Origin of the sequence: Methylovulum psychrotolerans (genome assembly GCF_002923755.1) — a bacterium.
Classification (GTDB): domain Bacteria; phylum Pseudomonadota; class Gammaproteobacteria; order Methylococcales; family Methylomonadaceae; genus Methylovulum; species Methylovulum psychrotolerans.
Genome location: NZ_PGFZ01000022.1, coordinates 17,039 through 33,228, shown reverse-complemented (window position 1 = coordinate 33,228; position 16,190 = coordinate 17,039). Strand labels below are relative to the sequence as shown.

Here is a 16,190-nt window from a genome sequence, read left to right as displayed (position 1 = left end):
GCAGGACGAAGGCGGGCAGCCGAAGGCAATAATCGCCAGGAAAATTTTTCGCCGCTAAAATCGGATGGATCCCATTTTAGCTTTCGCGAAAAATCCTGGCGCGCCTGACCGACGGCCTCGACAACCTCACCGATGAGAGAAACCCCGACCGTGGCACCATCACCAATAGCGTCTACGATGCCGCCGGCAACCTGTTGACTAGCCAAGACGCACGCGGCAACACCGCCACCTACAGCTACGACAGCCTGAACCGCCTGCTCAGCGTTGCCTATGTTTCTGCTGGTAATGCGGCGGCTTCTAACATGGACACCAACCCTAACGTCACCCTCAATTACCGCTACGACGGCAACCCCAACCCCGTCAACAACGCCAAAGGTAAGCTCAGCCATATCGACGACCCCACTGGTGCGACCGATTGGGTTTACGACAGCGAAGGCCGGGTGCAAAGCAAAACCCAAACCCAAGGCAACATCAGCAAAGCCCTCAGCTACGGCTACGACACCACCACCGGACGGCTGTTGACCATAACCTACCCATCCGGTATGGTCGTCCAGTACAGCTACGACAGCACAGGCCGCCCCAGCAGCCTTGCCGTTAAAAAACCCACTGGGGCTAACTTCAATACGCTAATCGGCAGCATCAGTTACCGCCCACTCGGCCCCATCAGCAGCTACCAACTGACTGGCGTGACTGGGACACCTACCATCACCCGCAGCTACGACAGCGACGGGCGTATGACTGGCTACAGCCTGATCAACGCCACCAAACAACTGAGCTATGACCGCTTGGGCAACGTCAAGACTTGGGGCAACGGTGATGCCAATGACCAAACCTATACCTACGACGCACTCAACCGCCTGACCGACACTATCATCCCCAACACCAGCAAGGTACATTACGATTACGACACCAACGGCAACCGCACCCATGCCTACACTTACATACCGCCGACTAGTACCACTGCCACATCGTCCACCACCTATAATATAGGTAGCACCAGCAACCTTGTGACCAACAACAGCTACAAATACGACCTGTCCGGCAACCTGATCAGCAGTAACGCCGCCAGCCCTACAGCCGTCAACACCTACGGCTACGATAGCCGCAACCGCTTTGTCGCGCTTTCGGTGGTCAACCCCTCGACCCAACCCAAAACGCAAACCTTCACCTACCGCTACGGCATCAACGCTTTGGGGCAGCGCGTCAGCAAAACCAACATCGTCGCCGCCACGGGCAACATTTACCTGTACGACGAGGCCGGGCATTTGGTCGGCGAGTATGACCAAACTGGCGCGCTCCAGCAAGAGCATATATGGCTGGGCGACCAGCCCGTCGCTGTCGCCAACAGCGCCCAAGCCCTGTTCCACGTCCTCAGCGACCACCTGAACACCCCCCGGCAAATCGTCAACACCAGCGGCGTGGTGCGCTGGCAATGGGACAGCACCGACCCCTTCGGCAACAACGCCCCTAATCCCAACCCCACCGGCACGGCAGCCAACTTCACCTACAACCTGCGCTTTCCGGGGCAATATTATGACGGCGAGACCGGACTGTTCTATAATTACTACCGCACTTATGACCCTAAGACGGGCAGGTACACGCAGAGCGACCCGATTGGGTTAAAGGGCGGGCTGAATACGTTTGGGTATGTGGGGGGGAATCCGATTAAGCTTATTGATCCTTTGGGATTGCATAGCTCTACTGGCGAAAGCCATAATCCTCTTGGAACCCTTGGAAGTGCAAGTGAATGGATTTACAATCAGGTTTGCCCAAATGACGACAATAAGGATTGTTCAGCTATCCGAAGTGAAATTGACGCTTTAACGGATGAACTCGAAAAAAGGTATGAAGAATTACTTATAGATCGCTATAATTTGTTTGGTGACCATAAAAGACTGAATGAAGCTAATCCTTATTATGGATCGTGGGAGGGGCATATACAAAAATATTTAGAAGTGCAACTGCATCTTAGGTTGGCCATTGCAATGGCTCAAGCAAAAGGATGTTCCTACAACGATGAGGCGAATAATTGGACTCATGAACCACCACCAAGTGAACCATGGGGGTATTAGGCATGTTTTTTGTCGTTTTATAGAATAAGTTTGCATGTTGATTTTAGTGATCTTGCGGTAATTAACTATCATTTACATTGTAGGCCAGCCTTTTTTTTATTGGTAGGAACGTTATGATTAGTACAGAAATACTTGAACCGAACAGACATCGTTCTTATAAAGCAATTTATTATCGTGATCAGAATGACAAGGTAATTCGTCATGTGTGGGTTGATGATGACAACCGGATTATAAGGGATTACTTATATGAAAGGCGCAAAGATGGCCAGTGCAGTTGCGTGGTTTTATTTGGGCCAGATTACATCACGCCAATCGGGATACAAGAAATAGTCTATGATAATTTAGATAGGAGGATTGAAGCCATTCAATATGAGGTTTGTGATGGGAAGAAAATCCCAATACAAAAATCCATATTCTATTACGAGGCAGAAGCTGAACGCTGTTATAAAGTTGTCGTTTATAGCAGGGCAGAAGAGCCAGTTGGATATGTGTTATACACTTATGATGATGCTGGAGTTGCACCTGTCGGGTATTATAATATGAAGGATGAACCTATTCGGAAATTTAACTTAGAACGGTTATTTTAACGTAAGCGTGGTATATGGGGGTGTGTTCAAAAGCTTGCATTCAATTGATTTTAAGTAACTAAATGGGATACTTATTTTCAGGTTCATTGGTGCTTTCCTGCATTATGTTGGAAACAGGGAGAGCAATTTCCAACTATTGAATGGTAAATATTTATGCAAATAAAAGAGGTTTTTGCTGATATTTTGCAACAAAATATCCCAAAATATCTTAAATTAACATACAACGAAGTTAAGCTGTATCTTGATGGCTCTTCTGCGTTTACGGAGATTGTAAGTTTATCTATAGATGGAAAAGAGACGTGAGCGCAATTGGAGTTGAATCCGTTGTATGAGTTTTATGAAAACGAAGAATTGCTCATTCGTCTGTTTTTATGATTAATAATGGGTGTATTGCTATTTCTTGCGGTCTTTTCTACCCTGAAACGCAACCGCCCTATGCTGAAAATGCACTTTATGAATCTAAAGAAGACTCTATACCAGTTCACTACCGTTCTCTTTAAAAAGAGAGCCGCGTAGGTACACTCACTTAGGCCATCGTGCAATGGCTAAAGACCATTGCACTCCGTTCTATGCTGACCAAAATCCTATAAAACCATCCTATGGCACTTTACCAGCCGCCAGCAACGCCAGCAATTTTTCCCTAACCCTCTGTACAACCCCTTCCCAATCGCCTATTTCCGTTTGTCTGAACAACACGGTTTGCGGATACCAAGGGCTATCGGTGCGCCCGGTGAGCCAGCGCCAGTCGGCGGCAAACGGCAGCAGCACCCACACGGGTTTGCCTAAGGCACCTGCGAGATGGGCGATGACGGTATCGACACAAATCACTAAATCCAGTTGGGCGACGATGGCGGCGGTGTCGGCAAAGTCTTGGATGTCGGAACCGAGATGGGTGAGCGGCAGGCCGTGCGCTTCGGCTTCGCCTTGGCCTTTTTGTAGGCTGATAAAGGCAATGCCGTCTAGGTTGAACAGGGGGGCTAAGGCGTTGAGGTGGCTGAGGGAGCGGTTGGTATCGTTTTTGTGGAGTACCGAGCCTTTCCATACCAAGCCGACCCGAAACGGGGCTTCTGGGAGCCGCGTTTGCCAATAGGAAATACGTTCGGGCGGAGCGTTCAGGTAGTGCGGATAAGTCGGAATGGTGTCCAAGGCGGTTTGGAGCTGGAGCGGGATGCTTAGCGGAAATGTCCAAAAATCATGAAATTCGATGCGGTTAACTTCTTTGGCCACTAACAGTTGGTCGACTCCGGCCAGGCTGGCGAACAGGGGTTGGAGGGGTTTTTTACAGAATAGGGTAATAAAGCCTGCGCCCATGCTTTTCAGGAGGAGGATATAACGGCAAAATTGGATTTCGTCGCCAAAGCCTTGCTCAGGCCAGATTAATAGGGATTTACCTGCCAACGGTTCGCCTTGCCATTGTCGGAACGGCAGTTTGGGCGGTACGGTGCTGGGATTTTTTTTCTTGGGATGATAGCGGCTTTCATAACGTTGCCAGCCTTCACTAAACTGCCCCGCGCTTAACAACACCACGGCGAGGTTGTGCTGCGGTTCGATGTCGTCAGGGGTTAAGGCAATGGCTTTACGGAAGTGGCTTATGGCTTGGGGCAGCTCAACGCGGGCTTCGTGGACGCGGCCTAAATTATTATACGCCGCCGCGTACTGCGGATTTAAGGCAATGGCTTGTTGGTGATAGTCGGCGGCTGAATCCAGGTCGCCGATGTCTTTATAGCAGGAGCCTAGGTTGCTATAGGCTTCTATATAGCTTGGGTCGCTGGCGATGGCTTGTTTAAAATGCCTGATGGCGGCGGTGAAATCCCTTTGTTCTTTGAGGAGAACGGCCAGATTATTGTGGCCTTGGGCGTAATCCGGCTTGAGTGCCAAGGCTTTTTGATGGGCGGTTAAGGCTAGCTCTAGCTGTGATGATTCTTTTAATGCTAGGCCTAAATTATTGTAAAACAGCGGATTATTGGCTTGATAACTAATGGCGGTGTTCATAAGCTGCACAGCAATATCATGCTTGCCCAGTTGATAGGCGATTAAGCCCAGAAAATGCAGGGCATCGGGGTGTTGCGGTTGCGTTTGCAGCACTTGCCGATACAGGGCTTCCGCCTCTGGCAATTGTCCGGCTTGCTGATGCGCTAAGCCGGCCCGTAATAGAGCCGCCAGTTCGGTTGCCGATACGGGCGGGGTTAAGCCGAGCAGCCTTTTGAGCTGTTCTTTAACCCGTCCGATAAGTTCCGCCCAATCCCCGGCTTGCTGTTGTCTGAACAATACGGTTTGCGGATACCAGGGGCTGTCGTCGCGCCCGGTCAGCCACCGCCAGTCGGCGTTATGGGGCAACAGTAGCCACACGGGTTTACCCAAGGCACCTGCGAGATGGGCGATGACGGTATCGACACAAATCACTAAATCCAATTGGGCGACGATGGCGGCGGTGTCGGCAAAGTCTTGGATGTCGGAACCGAGATGGGTGAGCGGCAGACCCTGCGCTTGCTCTTCGCCTTGGCCTTTTTGCAGGCTAATAAAGGCGATGCCATCTAGGTTGAACAGCGGCGCTAAGATGTTAAGGTGACTGATGGAGCGGTTGGCATCGTTTTTATGGCCTGCCGCGCCTTTCCAGACCAAGCCCACCCGCAATGGTGCGCTGGGTAGCTTGGTTTGCCAATGGCTGAGGCGTTCGGGCGAGGCGCTTAAGTAGGGGGTAGTGGGGATGGTCGCTAAGGTGCTTTGGCAATACAGGGGGAGGCTGAGCGGAAACGTCCAAAAGTCGTGGCGTTTGATGCGCTCTCCGGTAACGGCAAGCTGGTCAACGCCCGCCAGGCTGGCAAACAGGCTTTTGAGCGGCGTTTTACAGACTAAGGTGATGTACGCCGCGCCTAGGGCTTTTAAGTGGGGGATGTAACGGCAGAATTGGATTTCGTCGCCAAAGCCTTGTTCTGGCCAGACTAATAAGGATTTCCCGGTTAAGGGTTCGCCTTGCCATTGTTGGAAGGGCAATGTAGGCGGAACGATGTTGGTGCTGTTGCGGCTAGGATGGTAGCGGCTTTCGTAGTATTGCCAGCCTTCGCTAAATTGTCCTGACTTTAACAGCGTCAAAGCTAGGGTGTGGCGTAGCTCGAAATCATTGGGGCTGATGGTAAGGGCTTGCCGCAAGTGGCTAATGGCTTGGCTTAAGTCTGCTAGGGTTTCATAAACGCGGCTTAGGTTTTGGTGGATCAGTGCCGAGGGGGTGTCCAGTAACAGCGCTTGTTGGTAGGTGGCGAGGGCTGAGGTAAAGTCTCCGGCGGCTTCGTAAGTCCGTCCTAAATTATTATAGGCAGGGGCATACCGGGGATTTAAGGCCATAGCCTGTTGGTGGCAGGCTATGGCTAAGCGGTATTCGCCCTTATCTTTATAGCAGCAACCTAAATTGCCATGGGCTTCTATATAGTTGGGGGCAAGGGCGAGGGCATGTTGCAGATGCAAGATAGCGGTGTTTGTATCACCTTGGGCAAGGGCGATGACGGCCAGGTTATTGTGGGCTGGCGCGTAATCGGGCTTGAGCGCCAAGGCGTGTTGGTGGGCGGCAAGGGCGGCATCCAGTTGCCCCTGTTCTTTCAACACCAAGCCTAGACTATTGTAATATAACGGGCTGTCGCTTTGGTGGCGGATCGCTTCGCTGATAAGTTGCGCGGCCATAGCGTGCTTGCCTAGTTGATAGGCGATGAGACCCAGCAAATGCAGGGCATCGGGGTGGTGTGGCCGGATTTGCAATAGTTGCCGATAACAGGTTTCCGCTTGTGGCAATTGTCCGGCTTGCTGGTGTGCCAAACCGGCATTGAAAAAATGGGTAACGGCGGCATCAGTTTGTTGTGCTGGTGTGGGGGCTAGCGAGGCTTTATCACCGCAACATTGTTTATATTTTTTGCCGCTGCCGCACGGGCAGGGGACGTTACTGGCGATTTTTTTGGGAGCCATTCATCTATCCGTGGTTAATTAGGTTCAGTGCGGGTGACAGGTTGCTCTAGCCGCCTAAGAGAAACCGCACGATGAAGGGCAGGTTTTTCTGGCGTTGTTTAAATACCGCCAAGCCGTAGCCTATGGCGACCATCAGGCTGATGACGGTTATATAAAGCAGCAGAAACGGCATTAAGGGCAAGTTATTGACGGCGGCTATCGGTTTAAGGACGGTGACGAGAAAGAGCTGGTGGAACAGGTACATGAACAGGCTGGCATGGCCGAGTTTAAGGAAAGGTTGGTGCAAGGCCCAATGTTGGGTGTGGGCGACGGCATAAAAACCTGTCAGGATCAGGCCGCAAGCGGTCAGGGCGTAGCCGATGCTGGGCGGATAAAATAGCTCGGAATAACCTTCACGGATCACTAGGTGCGGTTGTTGCCAAAGCCAAATGGCAATGCCGATACAGGCCGTTGTTAAGCCTATTACCAATAAGGAGCGGGAGGTCAGCGCGTAACCTTTAACCGTATAAGACCCTAAGGCGCTGCCGACTAAGGCAAAGCCCAGCCAAGGTACGAGCGGAAACCAGCCGTCCAAAAGCAGCCGTTGCGCGGTGCTGGCCGAGAACAACAGGTGCAGATAGTCGGGAAAGCTTAAGGCCGCTAATTCGACGCTAACCAACTCTTCCCGATAGCCGAACAGCTTTTGCAGTGCTGGGGCCGACAATAGCAAGATAGCGGCAAGGATAAGCCGGGCGGTAGGCTGGCAATAGCGGCTTAGGACGGCCACACAGGGAATGGCTAAGCCTGTCAGGTACAGCACGTCGTAGCCCAGCAACGGCCAGAGTTGCCAGATGATGATATCCAATAAACACGCCACGCCGATAATGAACAGGCCACGGTGCAAATAATGGCTAAAATGGCGGTGGCGGGTCTGGGTCATGACTACCATCATGCCTGCCAGCAAGATAAACAAGGGCGCGGCAAACGTGCCATAGAACCGGAATGCCAAAACCTTGTCTTCGGCTTGGAGCAGCGAAGCGCTAAAGTTGGCGGCAACCATGGTAAAAATGGCAATACCGCGCAGGATGTCGATAGTATTATTGCGGGGACGGGGTGTTGGGGTCATGGCTAGCGGTAAAGGGGTAAGATATGTCTGTAAACATAGTGGATAATATCCAAGAATGCAATGGCAGGATTGCCAATGCGCGGTTATGGGATGATGTCGACCTTGAGTGACCGCTGGTGGCTACGGTTATGGTCATCGACAACACTGAGGCTGTAGAGGCCGGGATGGTCTGGCCGCCACGCCAAGCCATTGGGGTCGGTGGCGGCTGTTGTCCCCAAAAACGTTTGGTCGGCGAACCAATATAAGGTTTGGGTATCGCCAGCACTACTGGCTTGTAAGGCAATGGTTTCGGTGGGGCGTGAGCGGCGCAGGGTGTAGCTTCCGCCGGTCAATGGTGAGCGGATATGCGGTGGCTCGTCGCTTACCAAGGAAGTTTGGCAATGCTGTTCGGGTGCGGCGCGTCTGGCGATGCCCGCCTCGCGGAAAAGCTGCATGACATCGGACGGCCAAAATTCAAAGACTTCGGTATGGGACGTGGCGGCATTATAGGGTGGACAAACCGCTTTGCCAGTCAGGTTATCGACCACCACGGGCTGGTGCAGGGTGCTGATTTTAATCGGTGATTTTCCGGGGATAAACCATGTCGGTTCGGTTTTCGGACACCAACGGTTCGGCAATTCGCCGCTGGCGCTGCACACGCGCACCTGTTTGAGGGTCGCGGGCGGATGGCGGGTAGCAGTAAACTCCGCCGGACGCGCCCAATGTAAGGCATCAACCAGCCGAAAAAATAACGGGGCGGCGGCTTTAATGCCGACTAAGGCGGGGTTGGCCGAGCCGTCAAAATTACCCAGCCATACCGCCAGTACATAAGAGCCGGTCACGCCAATACTCCACGCATCACGGAATCCCCACGAGGTGCCGGTTTTCCAAGCCACTGCCGCCCGCGAGGGCAGGCCGTCAGGCCGTGGGTTGGTGGTGAGCATATCCAAAACCAAATAGCTGGCTTCGGGGCTGAGCAAGTGCAAGGTATTGGCTTGGCTTGGGTTGGTTGGCGGATTATGCAGATAGTTGAGGGGTTTAAGTTCGCCGTGATTGGCAAGCAGTGCGTACAAGGTCGCCAATTCGGCCATGGTCAGTTCAGCACCGCCCAATACTAACGATAAGCCATAATGCTGTGGCGTTTGCAGTTTGCTGATACCGGCACTGCTGAGGAAGTTATAAAAAGTCGGTTGGCTTAATTGGCTGGCGACGGTTAGGGCGGGGATATTGCGGCTGCGGATTAACGCTTCGCGTACCGACAAGGGGCCGATAAAACGCCCGTCGAAATTTTCTGGCTGGAAGGCGCCAAATGCGGTAGGTGCGTCTTTGAGGATGCTCAAAGGATGGATGAGACCTTGGTCTAAGGCTAAGCCATAGACGAACGGTTTGAGTGTTGAGCCGGGCGAGCGTTTCGCCAATACGCCGTTGACCTGCCCTAAAATGGCCGGATTGTAAAAGTCTGCCGAACCTTGCAAGGCCACTACGTCCATTGTGCGGGTATCGACCAACATCGCGGCGGTATTGCGCAGGCCATAGTGCTGATATTGGCGGATATAGCTTTGGATATGGCGGTGCAGTAACTGTTGTAAATCCGGTTGCAGAGTGGTGTGCAGTTGGTGTGGCTGGGATTGCCCCGCTTGGCTAAGGACTTGGGTGGTGAAATGCGGGGCGGTGAAAGGCAGTTGCGCCAACCGCCGTAACGGGACGGGCAAGGTTTGCAATTGGCGGTCAATGGTGCTGACGGTATGGTTTTGCTGCCATCTGGCAAACAGTCTGGCGCGTACCGGATCACGCCCACCAGATGCGTTAGGGCGTTGCGGGATAATGGCTAAGGTCAGGATTTCGGGTAAAGCCAGTTGGCCAACGGTTTTGTTGAAATAAATCAGGCTGGCGGCGGATACGCCTTGAATATTATGGCCGTAAGGGGCGAGGTTAAGGTAGGCCTCAAAAATCGCCGCTTTGCTGTAGCGTAGTTCCAGCCATAAGGCTAGGCAGATTTGCCGGAGTTTGCCGCTAGGGTGGCGGGTGTCTAAGCGGTACAGCAAACGTGCCAATTGCATGGTTAAAGTCGAGCCGCCTTGCCGATGCCCACCGCTATACGTTGCCCATGCCCCGCGCAATAAAGCAATGGGGTTGATGCCGGGATGCCACGCGAACCATTGGTCTTCTTGTAACTTGACGGCTTCTTGTAAAGGCACGGGGATGTCGGCGAGTGGCGACCATAAGCGATATTGGCCGTCGGCAGCCAAAGTCAGGCGCAATAAGCTACCGTCCGCCGCTAAGACAGCGGTTGACGACGGGGCGAAGCTGGCGAGGGGCGGGTGCGGCAGGAACCGGCAAGCCGCTACCGCCGCTAACAATAAGCCGCCCGCCAAGCCGAGCGCGTAACGGCGGTAGATCATGAAAAGGCCATCCTATCTGCTTAGGGTTTGACAACCTGTAGCTTGCCTTCTGTACCCCGCGCTTGTAGTTTACGGTCATACATGCCTTCGGCAAAAGGGGCGGGTATGGCGTATAGGCCTGCATTAGCGGCGCGTACCCGATACACAAACGTGCCGACACTGCGCCCGACCGAACCATATAGCACGACGCGGTCATCGCGGACATCCATATAGCTGGGTTGCCAAGTAGACGCTTTGCTGTCCCCTAAAGGGGCTTGCCAAGTGTCAGCACCGTCTTCAGTTTGGTTATCGGCATCACTTTCTGTTTCTTTTTCTGGGTCTCCATTAGCGGTGGCAGTCTCCGGTTGGGTATTTTTGCTGTTCAACACGGGTTCTATGCCGCCGGGCAACAGGTCGATAATGGCGATGTCGGAAGCCGTGTCGCGGTCGGTGCTACGGATAGCCAGTTTAACCAGAAATTCGTCGCCTATTTTCACTTGGCTGACGGGCTTGCCTGCCAAGTCGGTATAAGTGCGGGCAATTTCCAAGCCTTGGTCTTTGGCGGCTAAGGCGGTGCGGTCGAAGCCGTTTTCGGATAGCAAATAAAAAGCGGGCAGGTTTTGGCTTTTGCTAAAGGTGATGTCGGTCGCCGCCGTCGAAATGACCGCCGTTTTGGTGCGCACACCTGTTAAAGGCAATTGCCGCGCGGCTTGCTTAGCCCCTGTTTCGCTAATGCTTAACGGGTTATCGTTGGCGTTCGTCGTGGCGTAGGCATCTAAGGCTAAAGTGACATAAGCCGCCGATAAGGTGTTGTAACGGTTATCGGCAATGGCTTCGCCCATTTGGTTAAGCACTTGATCGGGAATACGGGTAAGTCCGTTAGGGAAGTGTTTGGCACGCAGATACAGCAATTGCGCGTCATGGATCAGCGGATCGTAATAACTGTAAGCATTGGCGATGGTTTTGCCGTCACTCCACGGTACGGTGTCGAGGATTTTTGCCGCCAAAGCATCTTGCTGCAAAAGCTGGTAGCTGGCGGCGATATAAGCGGCGGCTAGGTCTTTCGGCCATTGTTCCCGATAAACCCCGTCCAATTCTTGTTGCAGGGTCGCTAGATAGGAACTGGTGACGATACCTTGGCGGGTCAGCAGATAAATGGCATAAGCGCGGTTGCGGATACCGTCCAGCCCTTCGCTGTCAGCCCCTGCCAGCGTTTCCAGCCAGCCGTTGGCCTTCGTCAGCAACTCGCCGGGGACGGTAATGCCATGGTCTTTGGCTTCAAGGAGAAAATGCACGGCATAAATGGAGGTGAGCGGCTCCACTTCTAAACTGGCGGCCCATAAGCCAAAGCCGCCTTCGTCATTTTGGCGAGCCTGGAGGATTTGTAAGGCTTGTGCCAAGGCTGATCCGGCGTTGTGGCGGTCTTGGTTGAAGACCAGTGCCGGCATGGCTTTACTGAGCAATTGCTCGGTACAGGCATGTTCATAACCGTCCAGATAATCGCCCAAGCCTTGCGCCCAAAGCAATGGCGACCACGCGACAGCGGCGGTCACATCACGGTGCTGTAAGTACAGTTGCCGCGTGGGGGCTACGGTTTTCGTGGCGCTGTCAAAACGCCCCAGTGTCAGTTGGGTGCTGAACGGCACGGGCGGGCGGACGCTAACGTTTTCCATGAGCTTGCTGCTTTTGCCGTCCGCATTGGCCTGTATCCGTAAATCCACGGGCCCTAACTGGTTTTCGGCTTTGACGGTAAACTCGGCGACACCTTCCTGTTGCCCGGCAACCGCTACGGTGAGCGGGTTGGCCGAGATGACTTGTAAGCCAGGGAAAGGTTGGAGTGTGACAGTAATCGGCTGTTTTGCCGCCGTGCCGCCAGGACTGTTATTAAAGACGCTGACGCTCATTTGGAACTCATCACCCGGGGCGACCGTGGTCGGCAGGTTAGGGGAGAGGATAATATCGCCGCGCACTTCGGTCATGCTGTCGTAGACGCTAATATGGCCGTCATTGACGGCGACCACAAACAGATGCAGTTTGCCGTTAAAACTGTCCGGCACATCGTAATGCAGGGCTTGCCCGTCTATGCCCACGTCGATTAGCCCCGACCACCAAGCCACAGGCGGCTGGTGTTTTTTCTTGAACGGGTTTAAGTGCCTCCCCGTCATGTCCTCGTCATCGCCATCACCGCCAGGGGCGGCGGCGTTAATTAGCTTCTGGAATTCGGGTAAGATCATGTCGAGAATCTGCGTGGTATCGACTTGCAGGGCGCGTTTTTGGAAGAAAAAGCCCAACGGATCGGGGCTTTTATAACCGGCCACCTGCAAAATGCCTTCATCAACGGCGAACACCACGGCACGGCTAGGGCTGGGGGTGCTTAGGCGCATCGCGAGGGTTTGCCCCGGTTTGATGGTTTTTTCTGCGCTAAAGAACAGCGGTTCACGCCGTGCGTCCAAGTTAACGGCGAAAGGCATCACGCCATAGGATAAGGGACTCATAAACACTTCATCCGAATTGGCATCGCGGACAAACTGCACCGAGACATAGCCGTTGCCCTCAAAATCTTTCGGCAGGGTGATATTTTGTACCGAACTGGTGGTGTCGGTCTTAAACCAGACATGCTGGTAAACACGGTCACGCTCAATGGTGATCAGGCCGCTACCGATGTAGGGGGCGCGGATATTAATGGCGATGGTGTCGCCTGGGGCGTATTCGGTTTTGTCTAAGGTCAGTTGCAGTTCGGCATTACGCTCCAGCGAACGGCTGATATTGGCAGGGCCGGCGACGCTATAGTCAATACGGTTCAACTCCTGATCCGCCGCGTCTTTTAAGGTCAAGGCAAAATCGCCGGGTTTAGTGGTGTCTAGGGCAATCTCCGCCCCTTCCGCCGCTAAGCTATACGGCTTGCTGGCACGGACGAGGTCTTTCTGGCGTGATTCATATCGGTAAGTGCCGTCTTCTTGCTTGACCAGTACCGGGACATACTGCCGCTCAATCAATTGCAGCGTCAAGCCGCTGACGGCAATGGGGTCAAGGTTAGGCGCGACCGCCAGCCAATGGCTGGCCCGTTCGGCATTACGCGGGATAAACTTCAACAGGCCGTCGGTTTTAGTCCCGACCAGATACGGCGCATTTGATACCAAGGCGGCAGCTTCCGCCGTCACACTGCGGCCACTGGCCGCTTCAAACACTTTGCCCGACACAGACAGTTGGTAAGTGGCGGCGGCAAAACGTTGCAAATCGAGCTTGAGTTCGACATTGCCGTCAGCATCGGTGGTGGTGGCCGTCAGGGCTTCGGTAAGCCGCTCCAGCGGTTTGGCTTGGTTACGGAAGACATACGCTTTATAGCGGGCAAAAGCGGGTAGGGCGGGTGATAAGACCATTTCGCCTTCGGCCCGCCGCCCTGCCGCCGGACTGCCGAACAGTTGCAGGGCGTTAAGCTTGGCTTGCACGGCTTCTGGCCGCAACCACCCGGTCACCGTTTGTTCGGACAGTTTGAGCTTGACTTTCATGCGGTCAGGCTCAAAATCGCGTACCTTAAAATCGACGCTGCCGATTTGTTGGCTGCGGTCATTATGGGTGATCAGATAGAAATTGGCCTGATAGCTGCCGGTCGCCGAACTGTCTTCACTGCTGAAGTCGATGCTGTCAAAGCCGCTGGCGGGTAGGTTAATCTGTTTGTTGAGTACAGATACGCCGCGCGGGTCGATAATTTCCATGACTAATGGCAGGCCTGCCAATTGCCCTTGCCAATCGGCGGTACGCGCGATAAAACCAATATGCGCAGTTTCGCCAGGCCGGTAAATGCCCCGGTCAGTAAAGGCAAAAACCGCTAATTGCTTCGCGGAAACGGCATTGTCCTCCCCGCCAATATCAAAACGTGACAGATTAAGTTGGCGGTCATCGCGGTTAATCGGCAAAAAAGACATATCTTCGCCATAACTGACCACATACATGAGCGGCTGTTTTTCCCGCTCCAATTGCTTAAGCGGCGGGAAATTGACCCGTCCGGTCATGTCGGTGAGTTGCGAGAACACCGTTTGCCCGTTCCTGCCGACGACATCGACCCGCGCGTCGCCCACAGGTTGGCCACCCGCGATGGATTGGACAAAAACGTCTTGCCCCCCACCGACGCTGTTTTTGGCGATAATGCCCAGATCCGTCACTAAAACAAAGCGCGTATCGGCGGGTACGGCGCTTATTTCATCAGGGTTTTCCGAATTATAGGCTTGGAGCTTCACCATAAACACGCCGCGCCGGTTGGCAGTTTTGTCTTGCAGATAACGGCCTACATCCAGGCTATCATACTGTGGCTTATCCAATTCGACAGCCGCTATAGGCCGTTGCTCGTCAAAATTTTCCACTAAGCTATTGAGATCGTGGTCGCTTAAATCCGGTTGGGAAAACCCGCCTCCGTTTTGATCGACCAAATGGTGCAATTGCTTGGGCAGCAAGCGGCCAATCGTGAGCTTTACGCCATTGACTCCCCGGCTCATATAAGCGAGTTTACGCTCGCCCGTGAGCGACAGCAGCGACCCTTGCGATAACCATTTGACGGCTTGCGGATAGGGTTGCACTTGTACGGTAGTCCCTACAGATTGGCGGGCTTGATAGCCGCCAAAAGCTTGGGCACCTGCGTTGATTTTGGCATACACATAGCGTCCGACCGGGGCTTTAAAGGTAAAACCGTGGACGGTATCATAAGGGGTTTCGGTGGCTTGGGCGGCTAATGCCAACGGTTCGGCCACCGCCAATATGTTGCTGGTGATTTTGTCGTTTGACCAATAATAAGGCCGTTGCCGCTCTTCCTCGCTAGCATCGGGCGGATAGTCCGGCAATAGCCACGCCTGCACTTTATTTGCTAGACTTTCCGTACTGACCGGAGCGGTGGCATTGACTAAGAGCACTTGTTCCGGCTCAAACCGCTCGTTATCGACTAGGGTCATGCTAATGTTATCGAAGGTCAAACGGTATAGGCCGGGTACGACCACGTCGCGGTTGAGGGGAGCGGCGGTGCCGTTACCGCCTAGGCTAGAGCGTATGCCTTTGAGTAAGGTTAACTTTAAGGTGGCGTTTTCTTTAGGGATGCTCAGTACCGCCGAATGCAGGTAGGCGTTCAGTTTGTAAGCGTCGTAACTGATGGTGACGGGCGGGTCATTGGCGTTAAGAAACTGTAGGCCTTCTGGTAAGGCTAAGCGGACTTTGTCAGCAAAGTCGGCGCTATCGACGGGATGGCTAAAACTGACGGTGGCGACCAATTGTTTTTGGGTCGGGATGGTCGGGTCTTGGTAAAACTCAGCTTGTTTGAGTTCCGCCGTAAAGGGCGGGCTATGGAAATCGGCGGTATAATCGTCCAGTTCAATCGTCTTTGCCAATAAGGCGTTCTCAGAGAGTCCGACGCTATAGTCGGTGTCTATCAGCCAATCAGTTTTAGGGTAAAAACTGAGCGTTTTGTCGTCTTCCCAACGCCACTCGCCCGTCAGTTGCGGTGATAAGGTCACGCCTGCTTGCAAGGCTTGGCCGAGCTTATCGACGGGGGCGACTGACTCATCGAAGACAATCTGCAAGGGTTCCGGTTTGGCATGGCCTTGGTCATCGTAGCTTGGGGCAGCAGGGGCTTTGACTTGGTAGTGCGTTAAGACCGGTTTAGGCAATTGCCCATACCACCAAATGCCTAGGATACTGCTTGTGGCGACCAAGAGGGTTATCAGCCCTGCCAGCAGGCTATGTGTGGGTTTTGCCAAGAGCCATTGCCGCCCCGTGTCGGATTGCTGTCCCAGCCATACCAGCCAATGGGGCGGTTGCCATGTGAGGGAGCCGACCAGCCCTGTTAAACAGAAACGGCTACCTTTAACCAGTAAGGCGAAATAATGGCATAACAACAGCCAGACATTTTTTAGCAGGACACGAGGGCGGTTAGTCATAAGACAGGGCGGGTGGGTTGCTGGCGGAATGCCGAAATGATACGTTAATTACTTAAGATTGGCGAAATTTTATTGCGGCTTATCGTGCTAATGGCTAGTCCGATAGTTGGCTTTTAGCTGCCAAAATGATACGCTTTTCGGTTGTCATGAAATTACCGGTCGCTTGGCATCCTCCCGAAATCTGTACTCAC

8 protein-coding genes are annotated in these 16,190 nt (G+C 53.4%); 3 read left to right on the top strand and 5 right to left on the bottom strand.

The genetic code is table 11. The annotated features are described in order from the left end of the window. A partial coding sequence (locus tag AADEFJLK_RS25300; protein ID WP_211299311.1) for a hypothetical protein occupies positions 1 to 206 on the bottom strand: 206 nt, incomplete at its 3' end. On the opposite strand from AADEFJLK_RS25300, the gene AADEFJLK_RS22080 reads away from it, so the two are divergent. The 3 genes from AADEFJLK_RS22080 to AADEFJLK_RS24805 all read left to right on the top strand — a co-directional run bounded on the left by AADEFJLK_RS22080 (position 195) and on the right by AADEFJLK_RS24805 (position 2,962). Next, the gene (locus AADEFJLK_RS22080; RefSeq protein WP_103975809.1) at positions 195 to 2,072 is read left to right on the top strand and encodes an RHS repeat-associated core domain-containing protein; all 1,878 of its coding nucleotides are present in this window, start codon (positions 195 to 197) and stop codon (positions 2,070 to 2,072) included. The two genes, AADEFJLK_RS25300 and AADEFJLK_RS22080, sit on opposite strands and share 12 nt — an antisense overlap. Positions 2,073 to 2,185: 113 nt before the next feature. Beyond that, positions 2,186 to 2,659 (top strand): hypothetical protein, encoded by a 474-nt coding sequence (locus AADEFJLK_RS22075; RefSeq protein ID WP_088621411.1) that lies wholly within the window; start codon positions 2,186 to 2,188, stop codon positions 2,657 to 2,659. 153 nt (positions 2,660 to 2,812) lie between these two features. Continuing rightward, positions 2,813 to 2,962 carry a hypothetical protein gene (locus tag AADEFJLK_RS24805; protein ID WP_170065220.1) on the top strand — a complete coding sequence of 50 codons (150 nt, stop codon included), beginning with the start codon at positions 2,813 to 2,815 and terminating at the stop codon, positions 2,960 to 2,962. 294 nt (positions 2,963 to 3,256) lie between these two features. On the opposite strand, the gene AADEFJLK_RS22070 is transcribed toward AADEFJLK_RS24805, so the two are convergent. From AADEFJLK_RS22070 to AADEFJLK_RS22055, 4 genes are all read right to left on the bottom strand, one after another. Continuing rightward, positions 3,257 to 6,613 (bottom strand): tetratricopeptide repeat protein, encoded by a 3,357-nt coding sequence (locus AADEFJLK_RS22070; RefSeq protein ID WP_103975808.1) that lies wholly within the window; start codon positions 6,611 to 6,613, stop codon positions 3,257 to 3,259. Between the two features lie 46 nt (positions 6,614 to 6,659). After that, entirely contained in the window at positions 6,660 to 7,718 is a 1,059-nt protein-coding gene (locus tag AADEFJLK_RS22065; RefSeq protein WP_103975807.1) for a heparan-alpha-glucosaminide N-acetyltransferase domain-containing protein, read from the bottom strand. Between the two features lie 83 nt (positions 7,719 to 7,801). Continuing rightward, positions 7,802 to 10,099 carry a penicillin-binding protein 1C gene (gene pbpC, locus AADEFJLK_RS22060; RefSeq protein WP_103975806.1) on the bottom strand — a complete coding sequence of 766 codons (2,298 nt, stop codon included), beginning with the start codon at positions 10,097 to 10,099 and terminating at the stop codon, positions 7,802 to 7,804. Positions 10,100 to 10,119: 20 nt separating this feature from the next. Beyond that, positions 10,120 to 15,999 carry an alpha-2-macroglobulin gene (locus tag AADEFJLK_RS22055; protein WP_103975805.1) on the bottom strand — a complete coding sequence of 1,960 codons (5,880 nt, stop codon included), beginning with the start codon at positions 15,997 to 15,999 and terminating at the stop codon, positions 10,120 to 10,122. Positions 16,000 to 16,190 lie beyond the last annotated feature (191 nt).

Coding starts and splice junctions, on each gene's coding strand:
- AADEFJLK_RS22075 (WP_088621411.1), top strand. CDS start 2,186: ATGATTAGTACAGAAATACTTGAACCGAACAGACATCGTTCTTATAAA.
- AADEFJLK_RS24805 (WP_170065220.1), top strand. CDS start 2,813: ATGCAAATAAAAGAGGTTTTTGCTGATATTTTGCAACAAAATATCCCA.
- AADEFJLK_RS22070 (WP_103975808.1), bottom strand. CDS start 6,613: ATGGCTCCCAAAAAAATCGCCAGTAACGTCCCCTGCCCGTGCGGCAGC.
- AADEFJLK_RS22065 (WP_103975807.1), bottom strand. CDS start 7,718: ATGACCCCAACACCCCGTCCCCGCAATAATACTATCGACATCCTGCGC.
- pbpC (WP_103975806.1), bottom strand. CDS start 10,099: ATGATCTACCGCCGTTACGCGCTCGGCTTGGCGGGCGGCTTATTGTTA.
- AADEFJLK_RS22055 (WP_103975805.1), bottom strand. CDS start 15,999: ATGACTAACCGCCCTCGTGTCCTGCTAAAAAATGTCTGGCTGTTGTTA.